Source organism: Mycolicibacterium aichiense (assembly GCF_010726245.1).
GTDB classification, from domain to species: domain Bacteria; phylum Actinomycetota; class Actinomycetes; order Mycobacteriales; family Mycobacteriaceae; genus Mycobacterium; species Mycobacterium aichiense.
The window spans coordinates 521021-541220 of the sequence record NZ_AP022561.1 but is presented as its reverse complement, the minus strand read 5'-3'; the positions used below and the strand labels follow the sequence as shown (position 1 = coordinate 541220).

Here is a 20200-nt window from a genome sequence, read left to right as displayed (position 1 = left end):
GCCATGCCCTTCATCGACCATGACCGCGGCCGCGCCTATTACCGGCACTGGGCCGCCGACCAGCCGCGCGCGGCGGTCGTCTTCCTACACGGGTTCGGCGAGCACACCGGCGTCTACCACCGCCTGGGCTTCGCCCTCAACGCGGCCGGCATCGACTTGTGGGCCGTCGACCAGTTCGGCCACGGACTCTCGCCGGGTGAGCGCGGCGACTTCGGGTCCATCGAGGACAGCTCGGCACTGGCCGATTCGCTGACCGAACTGGCCCGGCAGCAGACGCCCGGGATTCCCCTGATCGCCCAGGGACATTCGTTCGGCTCGGTGGTCACGCTGTTCCGTCTCCTCGAGGACCCGAAACAGTATGCTGCGGCGGTGATTTCAGGTTCTCCCCTGGTGCCGGTCCCCGAACTGCTCGGCGGCGACGCGGTCGAACTCGACCCGGGCTGGCTCTCTGGCGACCCGTTCTACCTGGACTCGCTGGAGAACGACCCGTTGGCCTTCGTGGACGCCGACGGCGGCGCCCTGGCGCGTGAACTAGACCGGGCCTGGGACCATTTCGGCGCGGAGCTGCCGAAGCTGGCCGTCCCGACGCTGGCCATCCACGGCGAGCTGGATCCGATCGCCCCGGTGAGCGCGCTGCGCGCCTACGCCCAGCAGATCGAACCCTTGAGGCTGCACGAGTTCCCGGGTGCGCATCACGACATCCTGAACGAGACGGTTCACCGGGAGGTGGCAGCGGCGATCATCGAATTCATCGACGACCAGCGTTAGAGCCAGGTGTCGGTCGTCGTGGTGGTGAGGAACGCGTCGAGGTCGTCGCGCCACTGTGCCGGGCTGTTCTTGTCCGGCTCGATGCCGGTGTACTCACCGCGATAGAACAGCAGCGGTCGCGGCTTCTTCTTCGGCACCTCGGACAGCGAGTGCACGGCACCGAACACCACGAAGTGGTCGCCGCCGTCGTGCACCGAATGCACGGTGCAGTCGATGTGGGCCAGCGTGCCGTCGATCACCGGTGAGCCGAGCTTGCTCGGGCTCCAGTCGATCCCGCCGAACTTGTCCGGTTCCCTGGAGCCGAACCGGGCGGACACGTCCTTCTGGTTCTCGTGCAGGATGTTGACACAGAACTTTCCGCTGGCCTCGATGGCCGCCCAGGACCGCGACAGCTTGGTCGGGCAGAACAGCACCAGTGGTGGCTCGAGCGACAGCGCCGCGAACGACTGGCAGGCGAAGCCGACCGGCGTGCCCTCGTGCACAGTGGTGATGATCGTGATGCCGGTACAGAACTGCCCGAGCACATGCCGGAATGTGCGTGGGTCGATCTCCGGGGACCCCATCGGCTACTTGAACCCGACGGAGAAGTCGTGGCCCCACAGGCTGACGGCGGTGCTCTCCCGGGCGATCCAGTCGTGATCGTCGACTTCGAGTCCCTCACAACCGAATTCGACGTCGAAGCCACCGGGGGTCTTCATGTAGAACGACAGCATCTTGTCGTTGGTGTGCCTGCCGAGTGTGGCCGACATCTTCACCTTGCGGCGCAACGCACGGTCCAGGCACAGGCCGACGTCATCGGAGTTCTCCACCTCGACCATCAGGTGCACGATGCCGGTCGGGTTCGGCATCGGCATGAACGCCAGCGCGTGATGCCGCGGGTTGCAGCCGTAGAACCGCAGCCAGACCGGGTCCCCGTCAGCGGGGCGGCCGGCGATCTCCGGGGGCAGGCTCATCGAATCCCGCAGCTTGAACCCGAGCACGTCCTGATAGAACGCCTGCGCCGCGGCATCGTCGTCACAGGTCAGCACGACATGGCCCAGACCCTGTTCGGCGGTGACGAACTTGTGGCCGTACGGGCTGACGAACCGGCGACCGAGGTACTGCGCACCGTGGAAAGCCTCGAGGGTGTTTCCCGCGGGATCGGAGAACCGGATCAGCCCCTCGACGCGTCGCTCGGACTTCTCCTCGCGGGTGCCTTCGACGAAGTCGACACCCGCCTTGGCCAGGGTCTCGCGCAGAGACTGCAGCGCGGGCGCATCGGCGACCTCCCAACCGGAGACCAGCAGCCGGTCCCGGTCGCCGGGCACGATCACCAGCCTGGCGGCGAACTCGTCCATGCGGAGGTAGAGCGCGTCGGGGATGGCCCCGTCGCCTTCCACCATGCCGAGCACCTTGGTTCCGAAGTCCCGCCAGGCCGCCACGTCGGTGGCCTCAATCCGCATGTAGCCGAGGGCTTTCAGCGTCATACCCGCCTCCGAGATAGTCGATCGTCAGATTGTTGAACCGGTTACACCATCGTGTCGCCGAGCGGCAACCCGAATGCCTGGTTGCCGAACATCACGTAGGCGCGCTCGGCGTCGTTGGCCGCGTGCACCCGGCCGGCGTGGGCGTCACGCCAGAACCGCTGCAGTGCCGTGTCGGTGCCCAGTGCGGTGGCCCCTGCGCTCTCGAAGAGCCGGTCGACGGACGCGATCGCGCGCTGGGTGGCGCGCACCTGGTCGCGGCGGGCCTTGGCGCGCAGCTCCAGCGGGATGTCCTGGCCGTCCAGCAGCAACTTGTACTCGGCGGCAAGATTGCCCGAAAGCTGCGTCCACGCCGCGTCGATATCGCTGGACGCCTCGGCGATACGGACCTTGGCGAACGGGTCGTCCTTGGCCTTCTCGCCGGCGTAGGCGGCGCGCACCCGCTTGCCCTGGTGTTCGACGTGTGCGTCGTAGGCCCCATAGGCCATTCCCACGATCGGTGTGGAAATTGTCGTGGGATGCATTGTGCCCCAAGGCATCTTGTATACCGGCGCGGTGTTGGTCTGCAGTCCCGGTGACGCCAGGTCACCCATCGCCTTGAACGAGGTGAACCGGTGGCGGGGAACGAACACGTCCTTCATCACCAGGGTGTTGCTGCCGGTCCCCTTGAGCCCCACCACATGCCAGTCGTCCTCGATGCGGTAGTCGCTGATCGGGACCAGGAAGCTGCCGAAGTCGACCGGCCTGCCGTCCTTGATCACCGGGCCACCGACGAACGTCCAAGTGGCGTGATCGCAACCCGACGACCAGTGCCAGGCGCCGTTGACGATGTAGCCGTCGCCGGCCTCGGTCACCACGCCCGCGCCCATCGGCGCGTACGACGAGGAGATCCGGACGGTCGGGTCGGTACTCCAGACGTCTTCCTGGGCCTGCTGATCGAAGTGCGCCAGATGCCAGTTGTGCACACCGAGGATGCCGGCCACCCAGCCGGTCGACCCGCAGGCGCTGGCCAGGCGTCGCACTGCCTCGTAGAACATCGTCGGATCGCTCTGCAGGCCGCCCCACTGCTCGGGCTGGAGCAGCTTGAAGAAGCCGACCTCGTCCAGCTCGGCAATCGTGGCGTCGGGAATGCGACGTAGGTCTTCGGTCTCCTGGGCGCGCTCGCGGAGCTTGGGCAACAGTTCATCGATGCCGGTGAGAACTGCGTTCGCGTCACGCTGTTGAATGGACGTCACTGCATGCCTCCCAGAGTGTGGTTCTGGACCCAAGACTAGAACACGTTACGATTTGTGTCGAGCAGGGCGAGCCTGCGGCTGGTAGCGATATGGAATGCGATTTCTGTAACCTGTTCTAGTTATGCGGAGGGAAGGCTGAACACCGTGACGCAGGTTCCACCCGACGAGCCGCTGGGCAGCCACGTGCTCGAGTTGGAAGTAACCGACGTAGTCGACGAGACCGACGACTCGCGATCGCTGGTGTTCGGCGTGCCCGCCGGTGCCGACATCCCGGCGGATCGGCTGCGCTACGCGCCCGGCCAATTCTTGACCCTGCGCATCCCCAGCGACCGGACGGGTTCGGTGGCGCGCTGCTACTCGCTGTGCAGCTCGCCGTTCACCGACGACGCGCTGACCGTCACCGTCAAGCGCACCGCCGACGGCTACGCGTCGAACTGGCTGTGTGACCACGCGCACCGGGGCATGAAGATGCACGTGCTCGCGCCGTCGGGAACTTTCGTGCCCAAGACTCTGGACACCGATTTCCTGCTGATCGCGGCGGGCAGCGGGATCACCCCGATGCTGGCCATCTGCAAGTCGGCGCTCTCGGAGGGCAGCGGCACGGTGACGCTGATCTACGCCAACCGAGACGAGAAGTCCGTCATCTTCGCCGGCACGTTGCGCGACCTGGCCGCCAAGTACCCCGACCGGCTGACGGTCGTGCACTGGCTGGAGTCGGTGCAGGGACTGCCCAGCACCGCGGCGCTGAGCACCCTGATGGCGCCCTACACCGACCGGCAGGCGTTCATCTGCGGGCCGGGGCCGTTCATGCAGGCCGCCGAACAAGCGCTGGACTCGTTGCAGGTGCCGGCCAAGCAGGTGCACATCGAGGTGTTCCGTTCACTGGACACCGATCCGTTCGCCGCGGTGACGATCACCGACGACGGCGACGAGCCGCCCGCGCAAGCCGTCGTCGAACTCGACGGGCAGACCCACACCGTGTCGTGGCCGCGCAGCGCCAAACTGCTCGACGTCCTCCTCGACAAGGGCCTCGACGTCCCGTTCTCCTGCCGCGAGGGGCACTGTGGGGCATGCGCAGTGGTCAAGCGCAGCGGTGAGGTGGAGATGGACATCAACGACGTCCTGGAGCCCAGCGACATCGACGAGGGTCTGATCCTGGCCTGCCAGGCGCGGCCGACCTCCGATTCGGTCGACGTCACCTACGACGAATAGCGCGGCGCGCTCGTCACGCGCGAGTGTGCGTGCTCATCCGCCGAGGGCGGCGTGTTGCGTATGAAACCGCACACTCGCGAGATGCTCGCTAGCGCGGCAGCCCCAGCAGCCGCTCGCCGGCCATGGTGAGCAGGATCTGCTCGGTGCCACCGGCGATCGTGAGGCACCGGGTGTTGAGGAAGTCGTGCACGAATCCGTCGACGGTGAGGCCACCCGAATCGGACAGCTCCTGGCGGAACTCGGCCAGCGCCTGACGGTGCCGAACACCGATCAGCTTGCGCGCGCTGGCTTCTGCGCTGGTGTCCTGTCCGCCGACCGCCAGCTGCGCGATGCGCTGATCGAGCAGCGAGCCCGCCTGTGCCGACAGGATCAGCTTGGCCGTCTGGTCCTGCAGCGCGGTGTCCAGTTCACGCGCGGCGACCGAGCGCAGCATCTCCTCCACCGGATTGCCCAGCGCGGTGCCCTGCGCCATCGCGACCCGCTCGTTGGCCAGCGTGGTGCGGGCCAGCCGCCAGCCGTCGTTGACGGTGCCGACCACCATGTCGTCGGGTACGAAGACGTCGTCGAAGAAGACCTCGTTGAAGAGCTCGTCGCCGGTGATCTCCCGCAGCGGCCGCACCACGATGCCGGGCGAGCGCATGTCGATCAGGAAGTACGTGATGCCCTTGTGCTTCGGAGCGTCGGGGTCGGTGCGGGCCAGGCAGACTCCCCAGTGCGCCTTCTGCGCGGCAGATGTCCACACCTTCTGGCCGGTGAGCTTCCAACCACCTTCGGCGCGAACAGCTTTGGTGCGCAGGGCAGCCAGGTCCGACCCGGCGCCGGGCTCGCTGAACAGCTGGCACCAGATGATCTCGCCGCGCAGAGTGGCCGGCACGAACCGCTCGATCTGCTCGGGCGTGCCGCCCTCCAGGATCGTCGGCACCGCCCACCAGCCGATCACCAGATCAGGGCGCTGCACATCGGCCTTGGCCATTTCGGAGTCGATGAGCAGCTGCTCGGCGGGCGAGGCCTCCCGGCCGTAGGGCTTGGGCCAGTGCGGGGCGAGCAGACCGGTGTCGGCCAGCGCGGGCTGACGCTGGTCCGCGGGGAGCTTGGCCACCTCGGCGACCGCAGCGGCGATGTCGGGCTGCAGGTGCGCGACGGAGTCCAGGTCGATGTGCAACTCGCGGCGCACCCCGTCCAGCGTCAGCGCGGCGACCCGGCGCAGCCACGCCGGCCGGCCACCGAGGATCTGGCCGATGCTGTAGGCGCGACGCAGGTAGAGGTGGGCGTCATGTTCCCAGGTGATGCCGATGCCGCCGAGCACCTGGATGCAGTCCTTGGCGTTGGCCGTGGCCGCCTCGATACCGATCGCGGCGGCGATGGCGGCGGCGATGGACAGCTGCTGAGCATCCTCACCGGCAGCTGCGACGGCGGCGTCGGCCGCCGCGACCGCAGCCTGCTGGGAGCGCAAGAGCATCTCGGCGCACATGTGCTTGATGGCCTGGAAGCTGCCGATCGGCTTGCCGAACTGCTCACGCACCTTGGCGTAGTCCACGGCGGTGTCCAGCGTCCAGCGGGCGATGCCCGCGGTCTCGCCCGCCAGCACGGTGGCGGCCAGGTCCTCGAACCGGCGCCGCGAGACCGCCAGCGTGGTGGCGAGAACCGAATTCAGCGTCACCCGGCCCAGGGGCCGGGAGAAGTCGGTGGCCGCCAGCAGCTCGACCGAAACCCCGTCGGCCCCGGCGTCGACAATGACGACCTCGTCACCTACCGGCAGGAGCAGCACGCCCGAGCTGTCAGCGCCGAGCACATAGTCGGCGGTGCCGGACACCTGATCACCGTCTTTGCGCAGGTCGGCAGCCAGCGCCAGACCCGCCGAGGTCTCACCGGAAGCCAGCGCCTCGAGCAGCTCGGGATCGGAGATCACCAGCGTGGCGACCGCCGTCGTCGCCACCGGTCCGGGGATCAGCGCCCGCGCCGCCTCCTCGACCATGGCGCACAAATCCTGGATGGAACCGCCGGCACCACCCGCCTCCTCGGCCACCGCGACTCCGAACAGCCCCAGCTCGGCGAGCGCTCGGTACACCGGGCGCCAGGCGTCGGGTGTGCCGTGGTCGACGTCGCGAACAGCGGCAAGAGCGCCGGAGGAGGCCGCCCAGCTGCGGACCAACTCGCGGGCGGCAAACTGTTCGTCGGTGATGGTCGCAGACACCCGCGGCTCCTAAAGGTCACAAAGAACGGGCGCTGAAAAACTTCTCGGCCCACTAGAACGTGTTCTAATAGTGCCAGCGATCAACAGTCAAGTCGACCGGCATCGCAGCAGGACACGCGGCCGTCCTGGGGGAAACAGAAGTGCGCGAAGCAGTGTAGCGATGCGTATCGTTTCTCCCGGAACAGCCTTGGAAGGAGCTAGCCAACCCATGTCATCGCCAGCGCAGAAATCGACGGCCGGCGGTGCGGGTTCGCAGCCACGTGAGGTGCTACCGGTGTCGGTCCTCGCCGAATCAGAGCTCGGATCCGAGGCTCAGCGCGAACGCCGCAAGCGCATCCTCGACGCAACCATGGCGATCGCCTCGAAGGGCGGATACGAGGCCGTGCAGATGCGCGCGGTGGCCGACCGTGCCGACGTGGCGGTCGGCACGCTCTACCGCTACTTCCCGTCGAAGGTGCACCTGCTGGTGTCGGCGCTGGCCCGCGAGTTCGAGCGCATCGACGCCAAGACCGACCGGACCGCGGTGGCCGGCGGCTCACCGTTCCAGCGGCTCAACTTCATGGTGAGCAAGCTGAACCGGGCCATGCAGCGCAACCCGCTTCTCACGGAGGCGATGACGCGGGCATACGTGTTCGCCGACGCCTCCGCCGCAGGTGAAGTTGATCACGTCGAGAAGATCATCGACAGCATGTTCGCCCGAGCCATGAGCGACGGCGAACCGACCGAAGACCAGTACCACATCGCCCGCGTGATCTCCGATGTGTGGCTGTCCAACCTGCTGGCCTGGCTGACCCGCCGAGCCTCGGCGACCGACGTCAGCAAACGTCTCGATCTCGCGGTGCGGCTGCTGATCGGCGACGACGGCGAGTCCTAGGAACCCGTGCCCGAGGACCCTGTGCCCGTCTCCGGAGAGGATCTGCATCGCGCGCTGAGCGAGGTCGCGCGGGTCCCACAGTTGTTGGTGGCATCCGACTTCGACGGCACCGTCGCGCCGATCGTGTCCAACCCGGCCGACGCCCGCCCCCTGCCTGCCGCGGCCGACGCACTTGCCGCACTGGCGAGATTGCAGTCCACCAGTGCGGCGCTGATCTCCGGACGTGCGCTTCGCGACCTGAAAGTACTGTCCGGCGCGCCCGCTGAGGTGCATTTGGTGGGCAGCCACGGCGCGGAGTTCGATGCCGATTTCCTCGACGCGATCGATGACGCCGCGAGGGCGCGGCTGGCCGAGCTCGAGCAGACGATGGCTGCCGTGGCGCAGCGCTACCCGGGCGCGACCATCGAGACCAAGCCGGTGAGCGTGGCATTCCACGTGCGCAACGCGGTCCCCGAGGACGCCCAGGAGGCGCTCGACGATGCGCTGAACGCGGTGCGGGACTGGGATATTCACATCACCGAAGGCAAAGCAGTTCGCGAGTTCGCCGTCATCGACACCGACAAGGGTGCCGCGCTCGAGCAGCTGCGCGAACAGCTCGACGCGACTGCGGTGGTGTTCTTCGGCGACGACGTCACCGACGAGAAAGGGTTCCAGCGGCTCACCGACGGCGACGTCGGGGTGAAGGTCGGTCCGGGCCAGACCCTGGCCCGCTACCGCGTCGACTCCCCCGACGACGTCGCGACCGCACTGGAGTATCTGGTTCGCGCCCGGCGGGGTTAGACCGGCGGGCCCGCCGTTCGCCCCCGCACCACTTCGGTGGGCAGCACATCGATCACCGGCAAGCCGTCGCGAGGGGGGTTGTGTAGCAGCCGACCGGCCCGCTTGCCCTTCTCCAGGCTGGGCTGCGACACCGTGGTCAGCCCCCGGCTCAAGGCCTCGGGGATGCCGTCGAATCCGGTGACCGTCATCTGGCCGGGAACGTAAATCCCTTTGGCGCGTAGATAATCCATCGCCGAGATGGCCAGTACGTCGGCGGTGCACATCAACGCGGTGATCCGCGGGTTCGTCTGTAGCGCCAGTTCGGCGGCCGCCGCCCCGGACGCCGGCCGGTGCTCGCAGCTCTCCACGATGGTCAGGGTGGCCGGCTCGAGTCCGGCACCGGCCATCGCATCGCACACCCCGCCGATCCGCTCGGTCTGGACGTGAAAGCGCGAGTCCCTCAGGCGATCTGCACTCACGACGCCCGCCGCCTGGTCGCCGATGCGCCGCTCGTTGCCCAATCGCATGGTCAGCAAACCGATTTCGCGATGCCCGAGGCCTACGACATAGTCGGCCAGCTCACGCATGGCAGCCCGGTCGTCGATGCAGACCCGGGATGCGCCCGGGACATTCGCGGGCTGGTCGACGACCACGATCGGCACGTGGCGCTGCAGCACGGTCTGCAGGTAGGGGTCGTCGTCTGCCGCGGCATAGACGACGAATCCGTCGACCCCTGCTGCCAGAACGGAATTCGTGCCGTCCGAAACGCTGCGATCCGGTCCGACCGCGACCAGCAGCAGGCCCTGCCCGGCCTCTTCGCACGATTCGGCGAGTCCGGCAACGAAATTCAATGCGGCGGGATCACTGAATGCGTAGGTCAACGGCTCGGCGATCACCAGACCGACCGCGCCGGCTTTTCGGGTGCGCAGCGACCGGGCCACCGGGTCCGGGCCGGCGTATCCCAGCCGCTTCGCGGTGGCCAGTACCCGTTCCCGCAGATCGGCCGACAACTGATCGGGCCGGTTGTACGCATTCGAGATCGTGGTCCGCGAAACCTTGAGTTCAGCGGCCAATGAGGCCAGGGTTGCCCGCCGCCGCGGCGCGGGACTTCGGGACATGCTCCGTGAGGCTAGCGCATCGAGTTGCGCACGAGCGGTACCGATGCCCTATGGTTATTGGAAACGGTTTTCATTTGTATTAGGTTGACTCAGTCAGAGGAGTGCTCGTGCGCAGTACTGCGATCCGCGCGGTCATGGGTTTGTCGGCGTTGGCGCTGGCGGCCGGTCTCACCGCATGTGGCGGCGACAAGTCCCCGGGCGGCGCCCCGGCCGCACAGACACCCACCGTGGTGGCGTCCACCGACGTCTGGGGCAGCGTCGCGCAGGCGGTCGCAGGCGACCACGCCAAGGTCACCTCGATCATCACCAGCGCCTCCGCCGACCCGCACTCGTTCGAGGCCAGCCCCTCGAATGCAGCCGACATCGCGGACGCGTCGCTGGTGGTCTACAACGGCGGCGGCTACGACCACTGGGTCGACGACGTCCTGGCCGGTCACAAGGGCGTGGCGTCGGTCAACGCGTACTCGCTGCTGAAGCCGCCCCCGGGCGAATCCCAGCCGGCCAACGAGCACGTCTTCTACGACCTGGCCACCGCGCGGGCGGTGGCCAGCTCGATCGCCGACAAACTCGCCCAGGACGACCCGCAGCACGCCGCGGACTACAAGTCCAACGCCGAGACCTTCAACCGCAAGGCCGATGCGATCGCGCAGACCGAGAACGCCATCCGCACCACTCACCCGGGCGCCGCGGTGGTGGCAACCGAACCCGTTGCGCACTATCTCCTGGTGGCCGCCGGTCTGACGGACAAGACCCCGGCCGGATTCGCCAGCGCCGTCGAGCAAGACACCGACCCCGCCCCGGTCGACGTCGCGGCCATGCTGGACCTCATCAAGTCCCGCCAGATCGCCGCCGTGGTGTTCAACGAACAGACCATCACCGAGGTCACCAAGCAGGTCCAGGCGGCCGCTCAGAGCGCTGGTGTGCCCGTCGTCAGCGTCACCGAGACGCTGCCCGACGGCAAGGACTACCTGACCTGGCAGCGCGATACCGCCGACCGGTTGACCACCGCGTTGCAGCAGAACCGATAATCACTGCTTGTGAGTACCGAGGTCGTCTGCTTGTCCGGTGCTCGGCTGGCTTTCGGGGACCGGGTGCTCTGGGACCACCTCGATCTGAAGGTGGCCCCCGGTGAGTTCATCGCCATCCTCGGCCCCAACGGCACCGGGAAGACGTCACTGTTCAAGGTGCTCCTGGGCCAGCTGGAGCTCAGCGCGGGCACGGCCACCATCGAGGGCGGGCCGATCGAGGCGGGCAGCGAGCGGATCGGATACGTGCCTCAGCACCGCTCGGTCGACCGGGGCCTGAGCCTGCGCGGCCGCGACCTAGTCCGCCTCGGGGTGGACGGCCACCACTGGGGCATCGGGCCGCTGTCACCAAAGGAGCGCCAGCACCGGAACTCCGTCGTCGAGCGGGCCTTGACAGAGGTCCAGGCGCTCAAGTTGGCCAAGGTTCCGGTCGGGGTGATGTCGGGCGGCGAGCTGCAGCGGGTGCGCATCGCGCAGGCACTGGCCAGTGATCCGGTGCTGCTGTTGTGCGACGAGCCCCTGCTCAACCTGGATCCGGCCAGCGCCCGGCTGGTCGCCCAGCTCATCGACCGGCGTCGCAGGTCCGGTACCGCAGTGATGTTCGTGACGCACGAGATCAACCCGGTGGTCCCCTATGTCGACCGGGTGCTCTATCTGGTCAACGGCCGGTTCCGGATCGGCACCGTGGCCGAGGTGATGACCTCGGAGACTCTCTCGGAGCTCTACCAGGCCGATATCCAGGTCGTGCAGGTCGGCGACCGCTACGTCGTGGTCGGCGAACACCTCGATCACTCCGGCCACACCCATGGGCACACCCATGAATGACCGCTTGGCAGACGTGCTGGATCATTTGTTCGCCTTCGACATCACCGCCGACCTGCTGGGCCGCGGCTTCGTCCAGCAGGCCCTGATCGCCGCCGCGCTGCTGGCGTTGGTGGCCGGGCTGATCGGGCCGTTCATCGTGATGCGCCAGATGTCGTTCGCCGTGCACGGGTCCAGCGAGCTGTCGCTGACCGGCGCGGCCTTCGCATTGCTGGTCGGGTTCAACGTCGGGTTGGGGGCGCTGGTGGGCAGCGCACTGGCCGCGGTGCTGTTCGGCATCCTCGGACAGCGGGCCCGCGAGCGTGATTCGGCGATCGGCGTGGTGCTGGCCTTCGGGCTCGGCCTGGCCGTGCTGTTCATCCACCTGTATCCGGGCCGGGCTGGCACCAGCTTCGCGCTGCTGACCGGGCAGATCGTCGGCGTCGGCTACTCGGGACTGACGCTGCTGATCGCGGTGACCGTGTTGGTGGTCGGCGTGCTGGCCTTCAGTTACCGGCCGCTGCTGTTCGCCACCGCCGACCCCGAAGTGGCTGCGGCACGCGGCGTTCCGGTGCGCATGCTGGGCATCGTGTTCGCCGCGCTGGTCGGTGTGGTCGCCGCCCAAGGGGTGCAGATCGTCGGAGCGCTGCTGGTGATGTCATTGCTCATCACGCCGGCAGCCGCCGCGGCCCGGGTGTTCAGCTCGCCGGCCGCGGTGATCGCGGCATCGGTGATCTTCGCCGAACTGTCCGCGGTGGTCGGCATCGTGCTGTCGCTGGCGCCCGGAGTTCCGGTGTCGGTGTTCGTCACGACGATCTCGTTCGTGATCTATCTGGTGTGTTGGGCCGTCAGCCGACGCCAGGTGGATCCCGCCGCGGCTTGATCCACCTGGCGGCTGGTTAGGCTGGTCCCGTGACGTCGGTCGACCTGAACGCAGACCTCGGCGAAGGCTTCGGGGTGTGGGAACTCGGCGACGACGCCGCCATGCTCGACGTCGTCACAAGTGCCAACGTGGCGTGCGGGTTCCATGCAGGGAACCCGGCCGGGCTGGCCCGCACCAGCCGCGCCGCCGCCGAGCGCGGGGTGCGGATCGGCGCCCAGGTGAGCTATCTCGACCTCGCCGGGTTCGGTCGCCGCTTCATCGACGTCGAACCGGCCGAACTCACCGCCGAGGTGATCTACCAGATCGGCGCCTTACAGGCACTCGCCCGCTCCGCGGGAACGGACGTCGGATACGTCAAACCCCATGGCGCGCTGTACAACACGATCATCACTCATCGCGAGCAGGCCCGGGCGGTCGCCGAGGCGGTGCATGCCGTCGACCCCGGTCTGCCGGTGCTGAGCCTGGCCGGTTCGGTGTTCTTCGAAGAAGCCGAACGACTCGGCTTACGCACCGTCGCCGAGGCGTTCGCCGACCGTGCGTACCGCCCAGACGGCGCGCTGGTTTCCCGCCGGGAGCACGGCGCGGTGCTGCACGATCCGGAGCGGATCGCCGATCGGGTTTCGCGGATGGTGCACAGCGGCCAGGTATCTGCCGTCGACGGATCGACGATCGATATACGAGTGGAATCGATTTGCGTGCACGGCGATTCGCCGGGTGCTGTGCAGATCGCGACCGCGGTCCGCGATCGCCTGCTGCGCGACGGAATCGACGTGGCGGCGTTCACCTGATGCGGCTCAAACTCGGCAGGCCCGATATCGGCCGGTACCGCGACCGCTTCGACGTCCCCGAGGCCCACCGGGACGCCGCGCTGTCGGTCACCTGGCTGGGGGTGTCGACGCTGCTGGTCGACGATGGCACCTCGGCGCTGCTGACCGACGGCTTCTTCTCCCGCCCGCCGATGCTGGATGTCGGGCTGCGGCGGTTGACGCCGTCGGCATCGCGGATCGACTACTGCCTGACCCGCGCCAACATCAACCGGCTGGCCGCGGTGCTGCCGGTGCACACCCACTACGATCACGCCATGGACTCCGCCGTCGTCGCGGCCCGTACCGGCGCCCGGCTGATCGGCGGCGAGTCGGCGGCGAATATTGCTCGGGGATACCGTCTTTCGGATGATCAGATTGTCATCGCGGCTTCGGGCGAAGAGCTGACACTCGGCCCGTTCGCGGTGACACTCATCGAGTCGCACCACTGCCCGCCGGACCGCTTCCCCGGCACGATCACCGCACCGGTCGTGCCGCCGGTGAAGGCATCGGCGTTCCGCTGCGGCGAGGCGTGGTCGACCCTGATCCACCACGCACCCAGCGATCGGCGGCTGCTCATCCAAGGCAGCGCAGGCTTCCTGCCCGGCGCCCTCGACGGCCGGCGCGCCGACATCGTCTATCTGGGTGTCGGCCAGCTCGGTGTTCAACCCCGGGCCTACATCGAGCAGTACTGGGAGCAGACGGTCAGGGCGGTCGGGGCGCAGCGCGCCGTGCTGATCCACTGGGACGACTTCTTCCGCCCGCTCACCGAGCAACTGGTCGCGTTGCCGTATGCCGGTGACGATCTGGACGTCACCATGCGGGTGCTGTCGGGCCTGGCCGAGCGTGACGGCGTCGCGCTGCATCTGCCGACGGTGTGGCAACGCGAAGACCCGTGGGCCTGATCGCGCCGTGCTGATCGTCGCCCTGCTGGCCCTGGTGGTCGTCCTCGTCTTCGCCATCGCCCGGCCGATGGGCTGGTCGGAGGCCTGGGCGGCCGTTCCTGCCGCCGCGCTGGTCATCGCGATCGGTGCGGTGTCGACCCACGATGCGGCCGACGAGGCGGGCCGGATGCTTCCGGTGGTCGCCTTCCTGGCCGCGATACTGGTGCTGGCCAAGTTGTGCGACGACGAGGGGCTGTTCCAGGCGGCGGGCACCTGGATGGCACGTGGCACCGCCGGGAAACCGCGGCGACTGCTGGGTCAGGTGTTCCTGATCGCGGCGGCCACCACCGCGGTGCTGAGCCTGGACGCCACCGTCGTGCTGCTGACCCCGGTGGTGCTGGCCACCGCGCGCACGCTGAAAGTGCCGCCGCGCCCACACCTGTATGCGACTGCGCACCTGTCCAATTCGGCATCCTTGTTACTGCCGGTGTCCAACCTGACCAACCTGCTGGCGTTCAGCGCCGCCGGTCTGACGTTCACCCGGTTCAGCGCGCTGATGACCGCGCCGTGGCTCGCGGCGATCGCCGTCGAATACCTGGTGCTGCGGCTGGCGTTTCGGCGCGATCTGACCGACGTGCCGCCCGAAAGCCCACCCCCGCAGCCGGACCGGCCGGTGTTCGTCCTCGTGGTGCTGGCCCTGACGCTGGTCGGGTTCGCGGTGACCTCGTTCGCCGGCCTGTCGCCGGCCTGGGCGGCACTGGCGGGCGCGGTGATACTCGGTGTGCGCTCACTGGCGCAGGGGCGCAGCACGATCGGCGGGATCGTGCACTCGCTGAACGTGCCATTCCTGCTGTTCGTGCTGGCGCTGGCGGTTGTCGTCAAAGCCGTCATGGTCAACGGTCTCGACACCGCTGCCGCGGACCTGCTGCCCTCGGGCGGCAGCCTATTGGCGCTGCTCGGGATCGCGACGGTGGCGGCACTGCTGTCCAATGTCGTGAACAACCTGCCCGCGGTACTTGTGCTGCTCCCACTGGTCGCAGGCAGCGGTCCGGCCGCGGTGCTCGCCGTACTGATCGGCGTGAACATCGGGCCCAACCTGACCTACGCCGGGTCGCTGGCCAATCTGTTGTGGCGCAGGGTGTTGCACCAGCAGGGCGAGCCGACCAGCGTGCGGGAGTTCACCTGGCTGGGTCTGGCCACGGTTCCGGCCTGCCTGCTGGTGGCGGTGCTGACGTTGTGGGCCGGTGTGCAGCTGATCGGGGTATAGCGCTACCGGCGGCGCTGACGGGCGATCTCGGCCAGCACCACACCGGCTGCCACCGATGCGTTCAACGATTCGGTCGGGCCGGCCATCGGAATCGACACCACCGCATCGCAATTCTGGCGTACCAGTCGCGAAAGTCCCTTGCCCTCCGAGCCGACCACGAGCACCAGCGGACCAGAGCCGTCGAGTTCGTCGAGCGTCGTGTCGCCTTCGGCATCGAGCCCGACCACCTGGACACCCGCGTCAGCCCAATCCTTCAGCGTGCGAGTGAGATTCGTGGCCCGTGCAACGCGCACGCGGGCGGCAGCACCGGCGCTGGTGCGCCACGCGACCGCCGTCACCGACGCGGAGCGCCGCTGCGGGATCAGCACACCGTGGCCCGCGAAGGCGGCCACCGACCTAATGATCGCGCCGAGGTTGCGCGGGTCGGAGATGTTGTCCAGCGCGACCAGAAGCGCCGGCTCATGGTCGGACGTGGCCGCGGCCAGCAGATCGTCGGGGTGTGCGTAATTGTAAGGCGGCACCTGCAGGGCAATACCCTGGTGTAAACCGTTGGAGCTCATCCGGTCCAGATCGTGGCGTGGCACCTCGAGAATCGCGATGCCGCGATCCGCGGCCAGCGTGACCGACTCCGTCAGCCGCTCGTCGGCTTCCGCGCCCAGCGCCACATACAGAGCTGTCGCCGGCGCGTGCGCACGCAGGCACTCCAGCACCGGGTTGCGACCCAGCACCATCTCGGTCTCGTCGGTGGGTTTCGAATACTGGCGCGCCCGCTTGTCGGCGGTGGCGGCGCGTCTGGCCGCCGGATGCCCGGTCCGAGCACTCGCCGGCGGAGTCGCACCGCGCCCTTCCAGACCGCGGCGGCGCTGACCGCCGGAACCCACGGTCGGGCCCTTCTTGGTGCCTTCCTTGCGAATCGCACCGCGCCGCTTGGAGTTTCCCGCCATCTACTTGCCGCCTTCGTCGCGTAGCGCCCACTGCGGTCCGTCGGCAGTATCGGTCACCTCGATGCCGGCTTCCTTGAGCCGATCTCGAATCTCATCGGCCAGAGCCCAATCGCGGGTCTGGCGGGCCCCGTCCCGGCGGTTCAGCTCGGCGCGCACCAACACGTCGACCGCAGCCAGGGCCGCCGACGTCTCGTCGCGGGTCTCCCAGCGCTCGTCGAGCGGGTCGCACCCGAGAATCCCCATCATCGAACGGATTTCCCGCGCCTTCGCCAGCGCGGTCTCATGATCGCCGGATTCCAGCGCACGGTTGCCGTCGGCGCGGGCGGCATGCACCTCGGCCAGGGCGGCGGGTACGGCGAGGTCGTCGTCGAGTGCTGCGCCGAACTTCTCGGTCCAGGTGCTGGGCACCACGATGCCGACGCGAGTCCGCACCCGGTGCAGGAACTCTTCGATTCCGGTGTAGGCCTTGACCGCATCCTGCAGGGCGTTCTCGGAGAATTCCAGCATCGACCGGTAATGCGCGCTGCCCAGGTAGTAGCGCAGTTCGGCGGGCCGAACCCGTTGCAGCACAGCGGGAATCGACAGGACGTTGCCCAGCGACTTGCTCATCTTCTCGCCGCCCATGGTGACCCAGCCGTTGTGCAGCCAGTACCGGGCGAAGCCGTCGCCGGCGGCACGCGCCTGCGCGATCTCGTTCTCGTGGTGCGGGAAAACCAGATCCATTCCGCCGCAGTGAATATCGAATTCAGCACCGAGGTATTCGTGGGCCATCGCCACGCATTCGGAGTGCCAGCCCGGGCGGCCCGCTCCCCACGGCGTCGGCCAGGAGGGCTCGCCGGGTTTGGCGCCCTTCCACAGGGTGAAGTCGCGCTGGTCGCGCTTACCGGTCGCCACACCCTCGCCCTGATGCACGTCGTCGACCTTGTGCCCGGAGAGCTTGCCGTACTCCGGGAAGCTCTGTACGTCGAAGTAGACGTCACCCGCGCCGGTGTAGGCGTGGCCGGTGTCGACCAGACGCTCGATGAGCTCGACGATCTGGGTGATGTGGCCCGTAGCGCGCGGCTCGGCCGACGGCGGCAGCACACCAAGGGCGTCATAGGCCGCCGAGAACGCCCGCTCGTGGGTGGCCGCCCATTCCCACCACGGCCGGCCTGCGTCGGCGGCCTTGTTGAGGATCTTGTCGTCGATGTCGGTGACGTTCCGAATGAACGCGACGTCGAAACCCTTGGCCATCAGCCAGCGGCGCAGCACGTCGAAAGCGACCCCGCTGCGGACGTGGCCGATGTGCGGCAAGCCCTGCACGGTGGCACCACAGAGATAGATCGAGGCATGGCCGGGACGGATCGGCGCGAAATCGCGCACGGCACCGCTGTAGGTGTCGTGGAGTCGCAGGGTGCCGGTCACGACGCGCCAGCTTACCGGCCTGAACGGCTCAGTCAGGCATCGAGGCAGACCCGGCCACCACCAACGCGGTGGCGATGGCCGCCATGCCCTCCCCGCGCCCGGTCAGCCCGAGTCCGTCGGTGGTGGTCGCCGAGACCGACACCGGCGCGCCCAGCAGGCCGGTCAGCAGGCGTTGGGCCTCTTCACGGCGCGGGCCGATCTTGGGCCGGTTGGCGATTACCTGGACGACGGCGTTGCCAACGGTGAAGCCTGCGGCGTCGAGCAGCTCGCGGACGTGTTCGAGCATGCGGGCACCGGTGACACCGCGCCACTGCGGTTGGTCCACGCCGAACACCGTTCCGAGATCGCCGAGGCCCGCCGCCGAGAGCAGAGCGTCGCAGAGCGCATGGACGGCGACGTCCCCATCGGAGTGGCCGGAGCAGCCGTCGGCACCGTCGAACAACAGGCCCAGCAGCCAACAGGGCCGGCCGGATTCGATCGGGTGGACGTCGCTACCCAGCCCAATGCGCGGAATCGTCATGCGGCCAGCAGGGCTCGGGCCAATTGGAGATCAAGCGGCGTGGTGACCTTGAATGCCATCGGGTCGCCAGGCACGGTGTGCACCGGGGTGCCCAGGTATTCGACCAGCGAGGCGTCGTCGGTGACCGAGGCGCCGCCCGCGCGCTCGTAGGCGCGGCGCAGCAGTGCGGTTTCGAAGCCCTGAGGGGTTTGGACAGCACGCAGCCCGGACCGCTCGGGTGTGCCGAGAACGACGCCGTTGGCGTCGACGGCCTTGATTGTGTCGGTGACCGGCAGCACCGGGATGACCGCTCGGAGGCCGTCGCGCAGGGCGGCGACCACCCGCTGAATCTGCTCGACCGGCGTCAGTGGCCGGGCCGCGTCGTGTACGAGAACGAACTCGGGGTCACCGACGGCGGCCAGCGCCCGTCGCACGGTTTCGGGACGCTCCGGACCGCCGGCGACGACCGTGGCACGGCCATCGAGCAGCACTTTGGTCTCGTCAACCCGCTCGGCAGGCGCGGCGACGACCACCCGGTCGACCACGCCGGAGCCCAGCAGTCCCTCGACCGCGCGTTCGAGCATGGTTCGGCCGCCGAGATCCACGAAAGCTTTCGGGATTCCTGCGCCTAGCCGTTCACCGGAACCGGCGGCCGTGACGACCGCGACCGTGTCCGACACCTAACCCCTCAGGGCAGTCAGGACGCGGCGGCCAGCGCCTCGTCGAGAATGATGGTGGCCTTCTCGTCGTCGGTGTTCTCAGCGAGGGCCAGCTCGCCGACGAGGATCTGCCGGGCCTTGGCCAGCATGCGCTTCTCGCCCGCCGACAGACCGCGCTCCTGGTCCCGGCGCCACAGGTCGCGAACGACCTCGGCGACCTTGTTGACGTCACCGGACGCCAGCTTCTCCAGGTTGGCCTTGTAGCGGCGCGACCAGTTGGTCGGCTCTTCGGTGTGCGGGGCACGAAGCACCTGAAACACCTTGTCCAGGCCTTCCTGTCCGACCACGTCGCGCACGCCGACATATTCGGCGTTGTCAGCGGGAACTCGGACAGTGAGGTCCCCCTGGGACACCTTCAAGACGAGGTATTCCTTCTGTTCGCCTTTGATGGTGCGGGTTTCAATGGCCTCGATCAATGCAGCACCGTGGTGTGGATAGACAACGGTGTCTCCGACCTTAAAAATCATCAGTTTCGAGCCCCTTTCACACTCCAATGTTAGCACGGTGCCCGACAGCGTGCGGAACAACGATGCAGGTCAGGGGCACCGAAGGTGAAGAGAGGGGGTTGACAGGGTGACGAAAGCGTGCAACGCGGGCGCTCGTACCCACTGCTCAGCACACCGCCGCCGGGTCGCCGCCGCCGACTTCTGTCACCGCCCCGCGAACCCTCAGCTACCGCCGCGCGACACTACCTACTACTGTGCATAGTCGAACCGCGGCGGCGCGACGATGCCGTCCACACGGGCCGAGCAGGAGGCTGTTGTGAACCGCTTGACGAATCGCCTCGTCGCCGCATCCGCTGGCCTGGCGGCCTGCGGCCTGATCCTGACGGGGTGCGGTACGGGCCAGATCTCGCAGACCGCCGACCAGGAGTCGGCCGTCAACGGTGCCACTGCGAATGTCGCGAACATCGCTCTGCGCAACGTGCACATCCAGGCAGTGCAGTCCGGTGACGCCCTGAAGCCGGGTCGCGCCGTCGAGCTGATCTTCGCCGCGGCAAACATCTCCCCGGACACCAACGACAAGCTGGTCAGCGTCAGCTCCGATGTGGGTTCGGTCGAGCTCACCGGTAACACCTCGATCCCGGCCGGATCCTCCTTGATCGTCGGCAGTGCCGACGGCCAGGCCGAAGCGACGCCGATGGGCAGTGCGCAGCCGGCCAAGGCCGAGGTCACTCTCAGCCAGCCGATTTCCAACGGGCTGACCTATGGCTTCACCTTCACCTTCGAGAAGGCCGGCCAGGCACAGGTCCAGGTGCCGATCTCGGCGGGCGGCGCGGAGCGGCAAGGGGCACCCGCAGGCCAGGAGTGAGCTGACACGGGCCGCTGATACGCGGATCTGTCGGACC

Annotated in this window: 21 protein-coding genes; 11 read left to right on the top strand and 10 right to left on the bottom strand. The window is 68.1% G+C overall.

Annotated features, from left to right (window positions below):
- The first annotated feature begins 3 nt into the window (after positions 1–3).
- Positions 4–768: an alpha/beta fold hydrolase gene (locus G6N32_RS02565; RefSeq protein ID WP_115317496.1), complete on the top strand. Its 765-nt coding sequence runs from the start codon at positions 4–6 to the stop codon at positions 766–768.
- Here the strand turns inward: G6N32_RS02565 and hsaB are convergent.
- From hsaB to hsaA, 3 genes are read right to left on the bottom strand one after another with little or no spacing between them, the layout of a single operon-like run.
- Positions 765–1331, bottom strand: a complete 567-nt coding sequence (hsaB, locus tag G6N32_RS02560) for a 3-hydroxy-9,10-secoandrosta-1,3,5(10)-triene-9,17-dione monooxygenase reductase subunit (RefSeq protein WP_115317497.1) — start codon at positions 1329–1331, stop codon at positions 765–767. The genes G6N32_RS02565 and hsaB overlap by 4 nt on opposite strands.
- Positions 1332–1334: 3 nt before the next feature.
- Entirely contained in the window at positions 1335–2234 is a 900-nt protein-coding gene (gene hsaC, locus G6N32_RS02555) for an iron-dependent extradiol dioxygenase HsaC (protein WP_115317498.1), read from the bottom strand.
- A 41-nt stretch (positions 2235–2275) separates the two neighbouring features.
- Positions 2276–3466, bottom strand: coding sequence for a 3-hydroxy-9,10-secoandrosta-1,3,5(10)-triene-9,17-dione monooxygenase oxygenase subunit (gene hsaA, locus G6N32_RS02550; protein ID WP_115317499.1), 1191 nt, complete (start codon positions 3464–3466; stop codon positions 2276–2278).
- 144 nt (positions 3467–3610) lie between these two features.
- On the opposite strand from hsaA, the gene G6N32_RS02545 reads away from it, so the two are divergent.
- Entirely contained in the window at positions 3611–4678 is a 1068-nt protein-coding gene (locus G6N32_RS02545; protein WP_115317500.1) for a ferredoxin--NADP reductase, read from the top strand.
- Between the two features lie 88 nt (positions 4679–4766).
- Here G6N32_RS02545 and G6N32_RS02540 read toward each other — a convergent pair whose 3' ends face one another.
- Positions 4767–6872: an acyl-CoA dehydrogenase family protein gene (locus G6N32_RS02540; RefSeq protein ID WP_115317501.1), complete on the bottom strand. Its 2106-nt coding sequence runs from the start codon at positions 6870–6872 to the stop codon at positions 4767–4769.
- Between the two features lie 208 nt (positions 6873–7080).
- Between G6N32_RS02540 and kstR the strand changes: the two genes are divergently transcribed.
- Together kstR and otsB are read left to right on the top strand one after the other, a co-directional pair.
- The gene (gene kstR, locus G6N32_RS02535) at positions 7081–7746 is read left to right on the top strand and encodes a cholesterol catabolism transcriptional regulator KstR (protein WP_115317502.1); all 666 of its coding nucleotides are present in this window, start codon (positions 7081–7083) and stop codon (positions 7744–7746) included.
- A gap of 21 nt (positions 7747–7767) precedes the next feature.
- On the top strand, positions 7768–8526 hold the full coding sequence (gene otsB, locus G6N32_RS02530; protein WP_115318875.1) for a trehalose-phosphatase: 759 nt from the start codon (positions 7768–7770) through the stop codon (positions 8524–8526).
- Here otsB and G6N32_RS02525 read toward each other — a convergent pair.
- A complete protein-coding gene (locus G6N32_RS02525; RefSeq protein ID WP_115317503.1) occupies positions 8523–9623 on the bottom strand; it encodes an Rv3575c family transcriptional regulator in 1101 nt (366 codons plus the stop codon). The genes otsB and G6N32_RS02525 overlap by 4 nt on opposite strands.
- Positions 9624–9757: 134 nt before the next feature.
- On the opposite strand from G6N32_RS02525, the gene G6N32_RS02520 reads away from it, so the two are divergent.
- The 6 genes from G6N32_RS02520 to G6N32_RS02495 are packed head-to-tail and all read left to right on the top strand — an operon-like array spanning position 9758 to position 15286.
- Positions 9758–10651, top strand: coding sequence for a metal ABC transporter solute-binding protein, Zn/Mn family (locus G6N32_RS02520; RefSeq protein ID WP_115318876.1), 894 nt, complete (start codon positions 9758–9760; stop codon positions 10649–10651).
- 9 nt (positions 10652–10660) lie between these two features.
- The gene (locus G6N32_RS02515; RefSeq protein ID WP_115317504.1) at positions 10661–11473 is read left to right on the top strand and encodes a metal ABC transporter ATP-binding protein; all 813 of its coding nucleotides are present in this window, start codon (positions 10661–10663) and stop codon (positions 11471–11473) included.
- The gene (locus tag G6N32_RS02510) at positions 11466–12332 is read left to right on the top strand and encodes a metal ABC transporter permease (protein WP_115317505.1); all 867 of its coding nucleotides are present in this window, start codon (positions 11466–11468) and stop codon (positions 12330–12332) included. Before G6N32_RS02515 ends, G6N32_RS02510 begins: the two co-directional genes overlap by 8 nt.
- Before the next feature lie 29 nt (positions 12333–12361).
- Positions 12362–13120 (top strand): LamB/YcsF family protein, encoded by a 759-nt coding sequence (locus G6N32_RS02505; RefSeq protein ID WP_115317506.1) that lies wholly within the window; start codon positions 12362–12364, stop codon positions 13118–13120.
- The gene (locus G6N32_RS02500) at positions 13120–14040 is read left to right on the top strand and encodes an MBL fold metallo-hydrolase (protein WP_115318877.1); all 921 of its coding nucleotides are present in this window, start codon (positions 13120–13122) and stop codon (positions 14038–14040) included. Before G6N32_RS02505 ends, G6N32_RS02500 begins: the two co-directional genes overlap by 1 nt.
- Before the next feature lie 10 nt (positions 14041–14050).
- Complete coding sequence (locus tag G6N32_RS02495; RefSeq protein WP_163789519.1) at positions 14051–15286, top strand: SLC13 family permease; 1236 nt, start codon at positions 14051–14053, stop codon at positions 15284–15286.
- A gap of 2 nt (positions 15287–15288) precedes the next feature.
- Here the strand turns inward: G6N32_RS02495 and rlmB are convergent, their stop codons facing one another.
- From rlmB to carD, 5 genes are read right to left on the bottom strand one after another with little or no spacing between them, the layout of a single operon-like run.
- Positions 15289–16230 carry a 23S rRNA (guanosine(2251)-2'-O)-methyltransferase RlmB gene (rlmB, locus tag G6N32_RS02490; protein WP_115317508.1) on the bottom strand — a complete coding sequence of 314 codons (942 nt, stop codon included), beginning with the start codon at positions 16228–16230 and terminating at the stop codon, positions 15289–15291.
- Positions 16231–17634 carry a cysteine--tRNA ligase gene (gene cysS / locus G6N32_RS02485; RefSeq protein ID WP_115317509.1) on the bottom strand — a complete coding sequence of 468 codons (1404 nt, stop codon included), beginning with the start codon at positions 17632–17634 and terminating at the stop codon, positions 16231–16233.
- Between the two features lie 28 nt (positions 17635–17662).
- A complete protein-coding gene (ispF, locus tag G6N32_RS02480) occupies positions 17663–18154 on the bottom strand; it encodes a 2-C-methyl-D-erythritol 2,4-cyclodiphosphate synthase (RefSeq protein ID WP_115317510.1) in 492 nt (163 codons plus the stop codon).
- Positions 18151–18813, bottom strand: coding sequence for a 2-C-methyl-D-erythritol 4-phosphate cytidylyltransferase (ispD, locus tag G6N32_RS02475; RefSeq protein WP_115317511.1), 663 nt, complete (start codon positions 18811–18813; stop codon positions 18151–18153). The genes ispF and ispD overlap by 4 nt, the downstream gene beginning before the upstream one ends.
- Positions 18814–18830: 17 nt before the next feature.
- Positions 18831–19319 carry an RNA polymerase-binding transcription factor CarD gene (gene carD / locus G6N32_RS02470; RefSeq protein ID WP_019512593.1) on the bottom strand — a complete coding sequence of 163 codons (489 nt, stop codon included), beginning with the start codon at positions 19317–19319 and terminating at the stop codon, positions 18831–18833.
- A 295-nt stretch (positions 19320–19614) separates the two neighbouring features.
- Here carD and G6N32_RS02465 point away from each other — a divergent pair, with 295 nt between their 5' ends.
- Entirely contained in the window at positions 19615–20163 is a 549-nt protein-coding gene (locus G6N32_RS02465; RefSeq protein ID WP_115318878.1) for a copper chaperone PCu(A)C domain-containing protein, read from the top strand.
- Positions 20164–20200 lie beyond the last annotated feature (37 nt).

Bases quoted from the DNA above. Each gene is read 5' to 3' on its own strand.
- G6N32_RS02565 (WP_115317496.1), top strand. From the start codon at position 4: ATGCCCTTCATCGACCATGACCGCGGCCGCGCCTATTACCGGCACTGG.
- hsaB (WP_115317497.1), bottom strand. From the start codon at position 1,331: ATGGGGTCCCCGGAGATCGACCCACGCACATTCCGGCATGTGCTCGGG.
- hsaC (WP_115317498.1), bottom strand. From the start codon at position 2,234: ATGACGCTGAAAGCCCTCGGCTACATGCGGATTGAGGCCACCGACGTG.
- kstR (WP_115317502.1), top strand. From the start codon at position 7,081: ATGTCATCGCCAGCGCAGAAATCGACGGCCGGCGGTGCGGGTTCGCAG.
- G6N32_RS02525 (WP_115317503.1), bottom strand. From the start codon at position 9,623: ATGTCCCGAAGTCCCGCGCCGCGGCGGCGGGCAACCCTGGCCTCATTG.
- G6N32_RS02520 (WP_115318876.1), top strand. From the start codon at position 9,758: ATGGGTTTGTCGGCGTTGGCGCTGGCGGCCGGTCTCACCGCATGTGGC.
- G6N32_RS02510 (WP_115317505.1), top strand. From the start codon at position 11,466: ATGAATGACCGCTTGGCAGACGTGCTGGATCATTTGTTCGCCTTCGAC.
- G6N32_RS02500 (WP_115318877.1), top strand. From the start codon at position 13,120: ATGCGGCTCAAACTCGGCAGGCCCGATATCGGCCGGTACCGCGACCGC.
- rlmB (WP_115317508.1), bottom strand. From the start codon at position 16,230: ATGGCGGGAAACTCCAAGCGGCGCGGTGCGATTCGCAAGGAAGGCACC.
- ispF (WP_115317510.1), bottom strand. From the start codon at position 18,154: ATGACGATTCCGCGCATTGGGCTGGGTAGCGACGTCCACCCGATCGAA.
- carD (WP_019512593.1), bottom strand. From the start codon at position 19,319: ATGATTTTTAAGGTCGGAGACACCGTTGTCTATCCACACCACGGTGCT.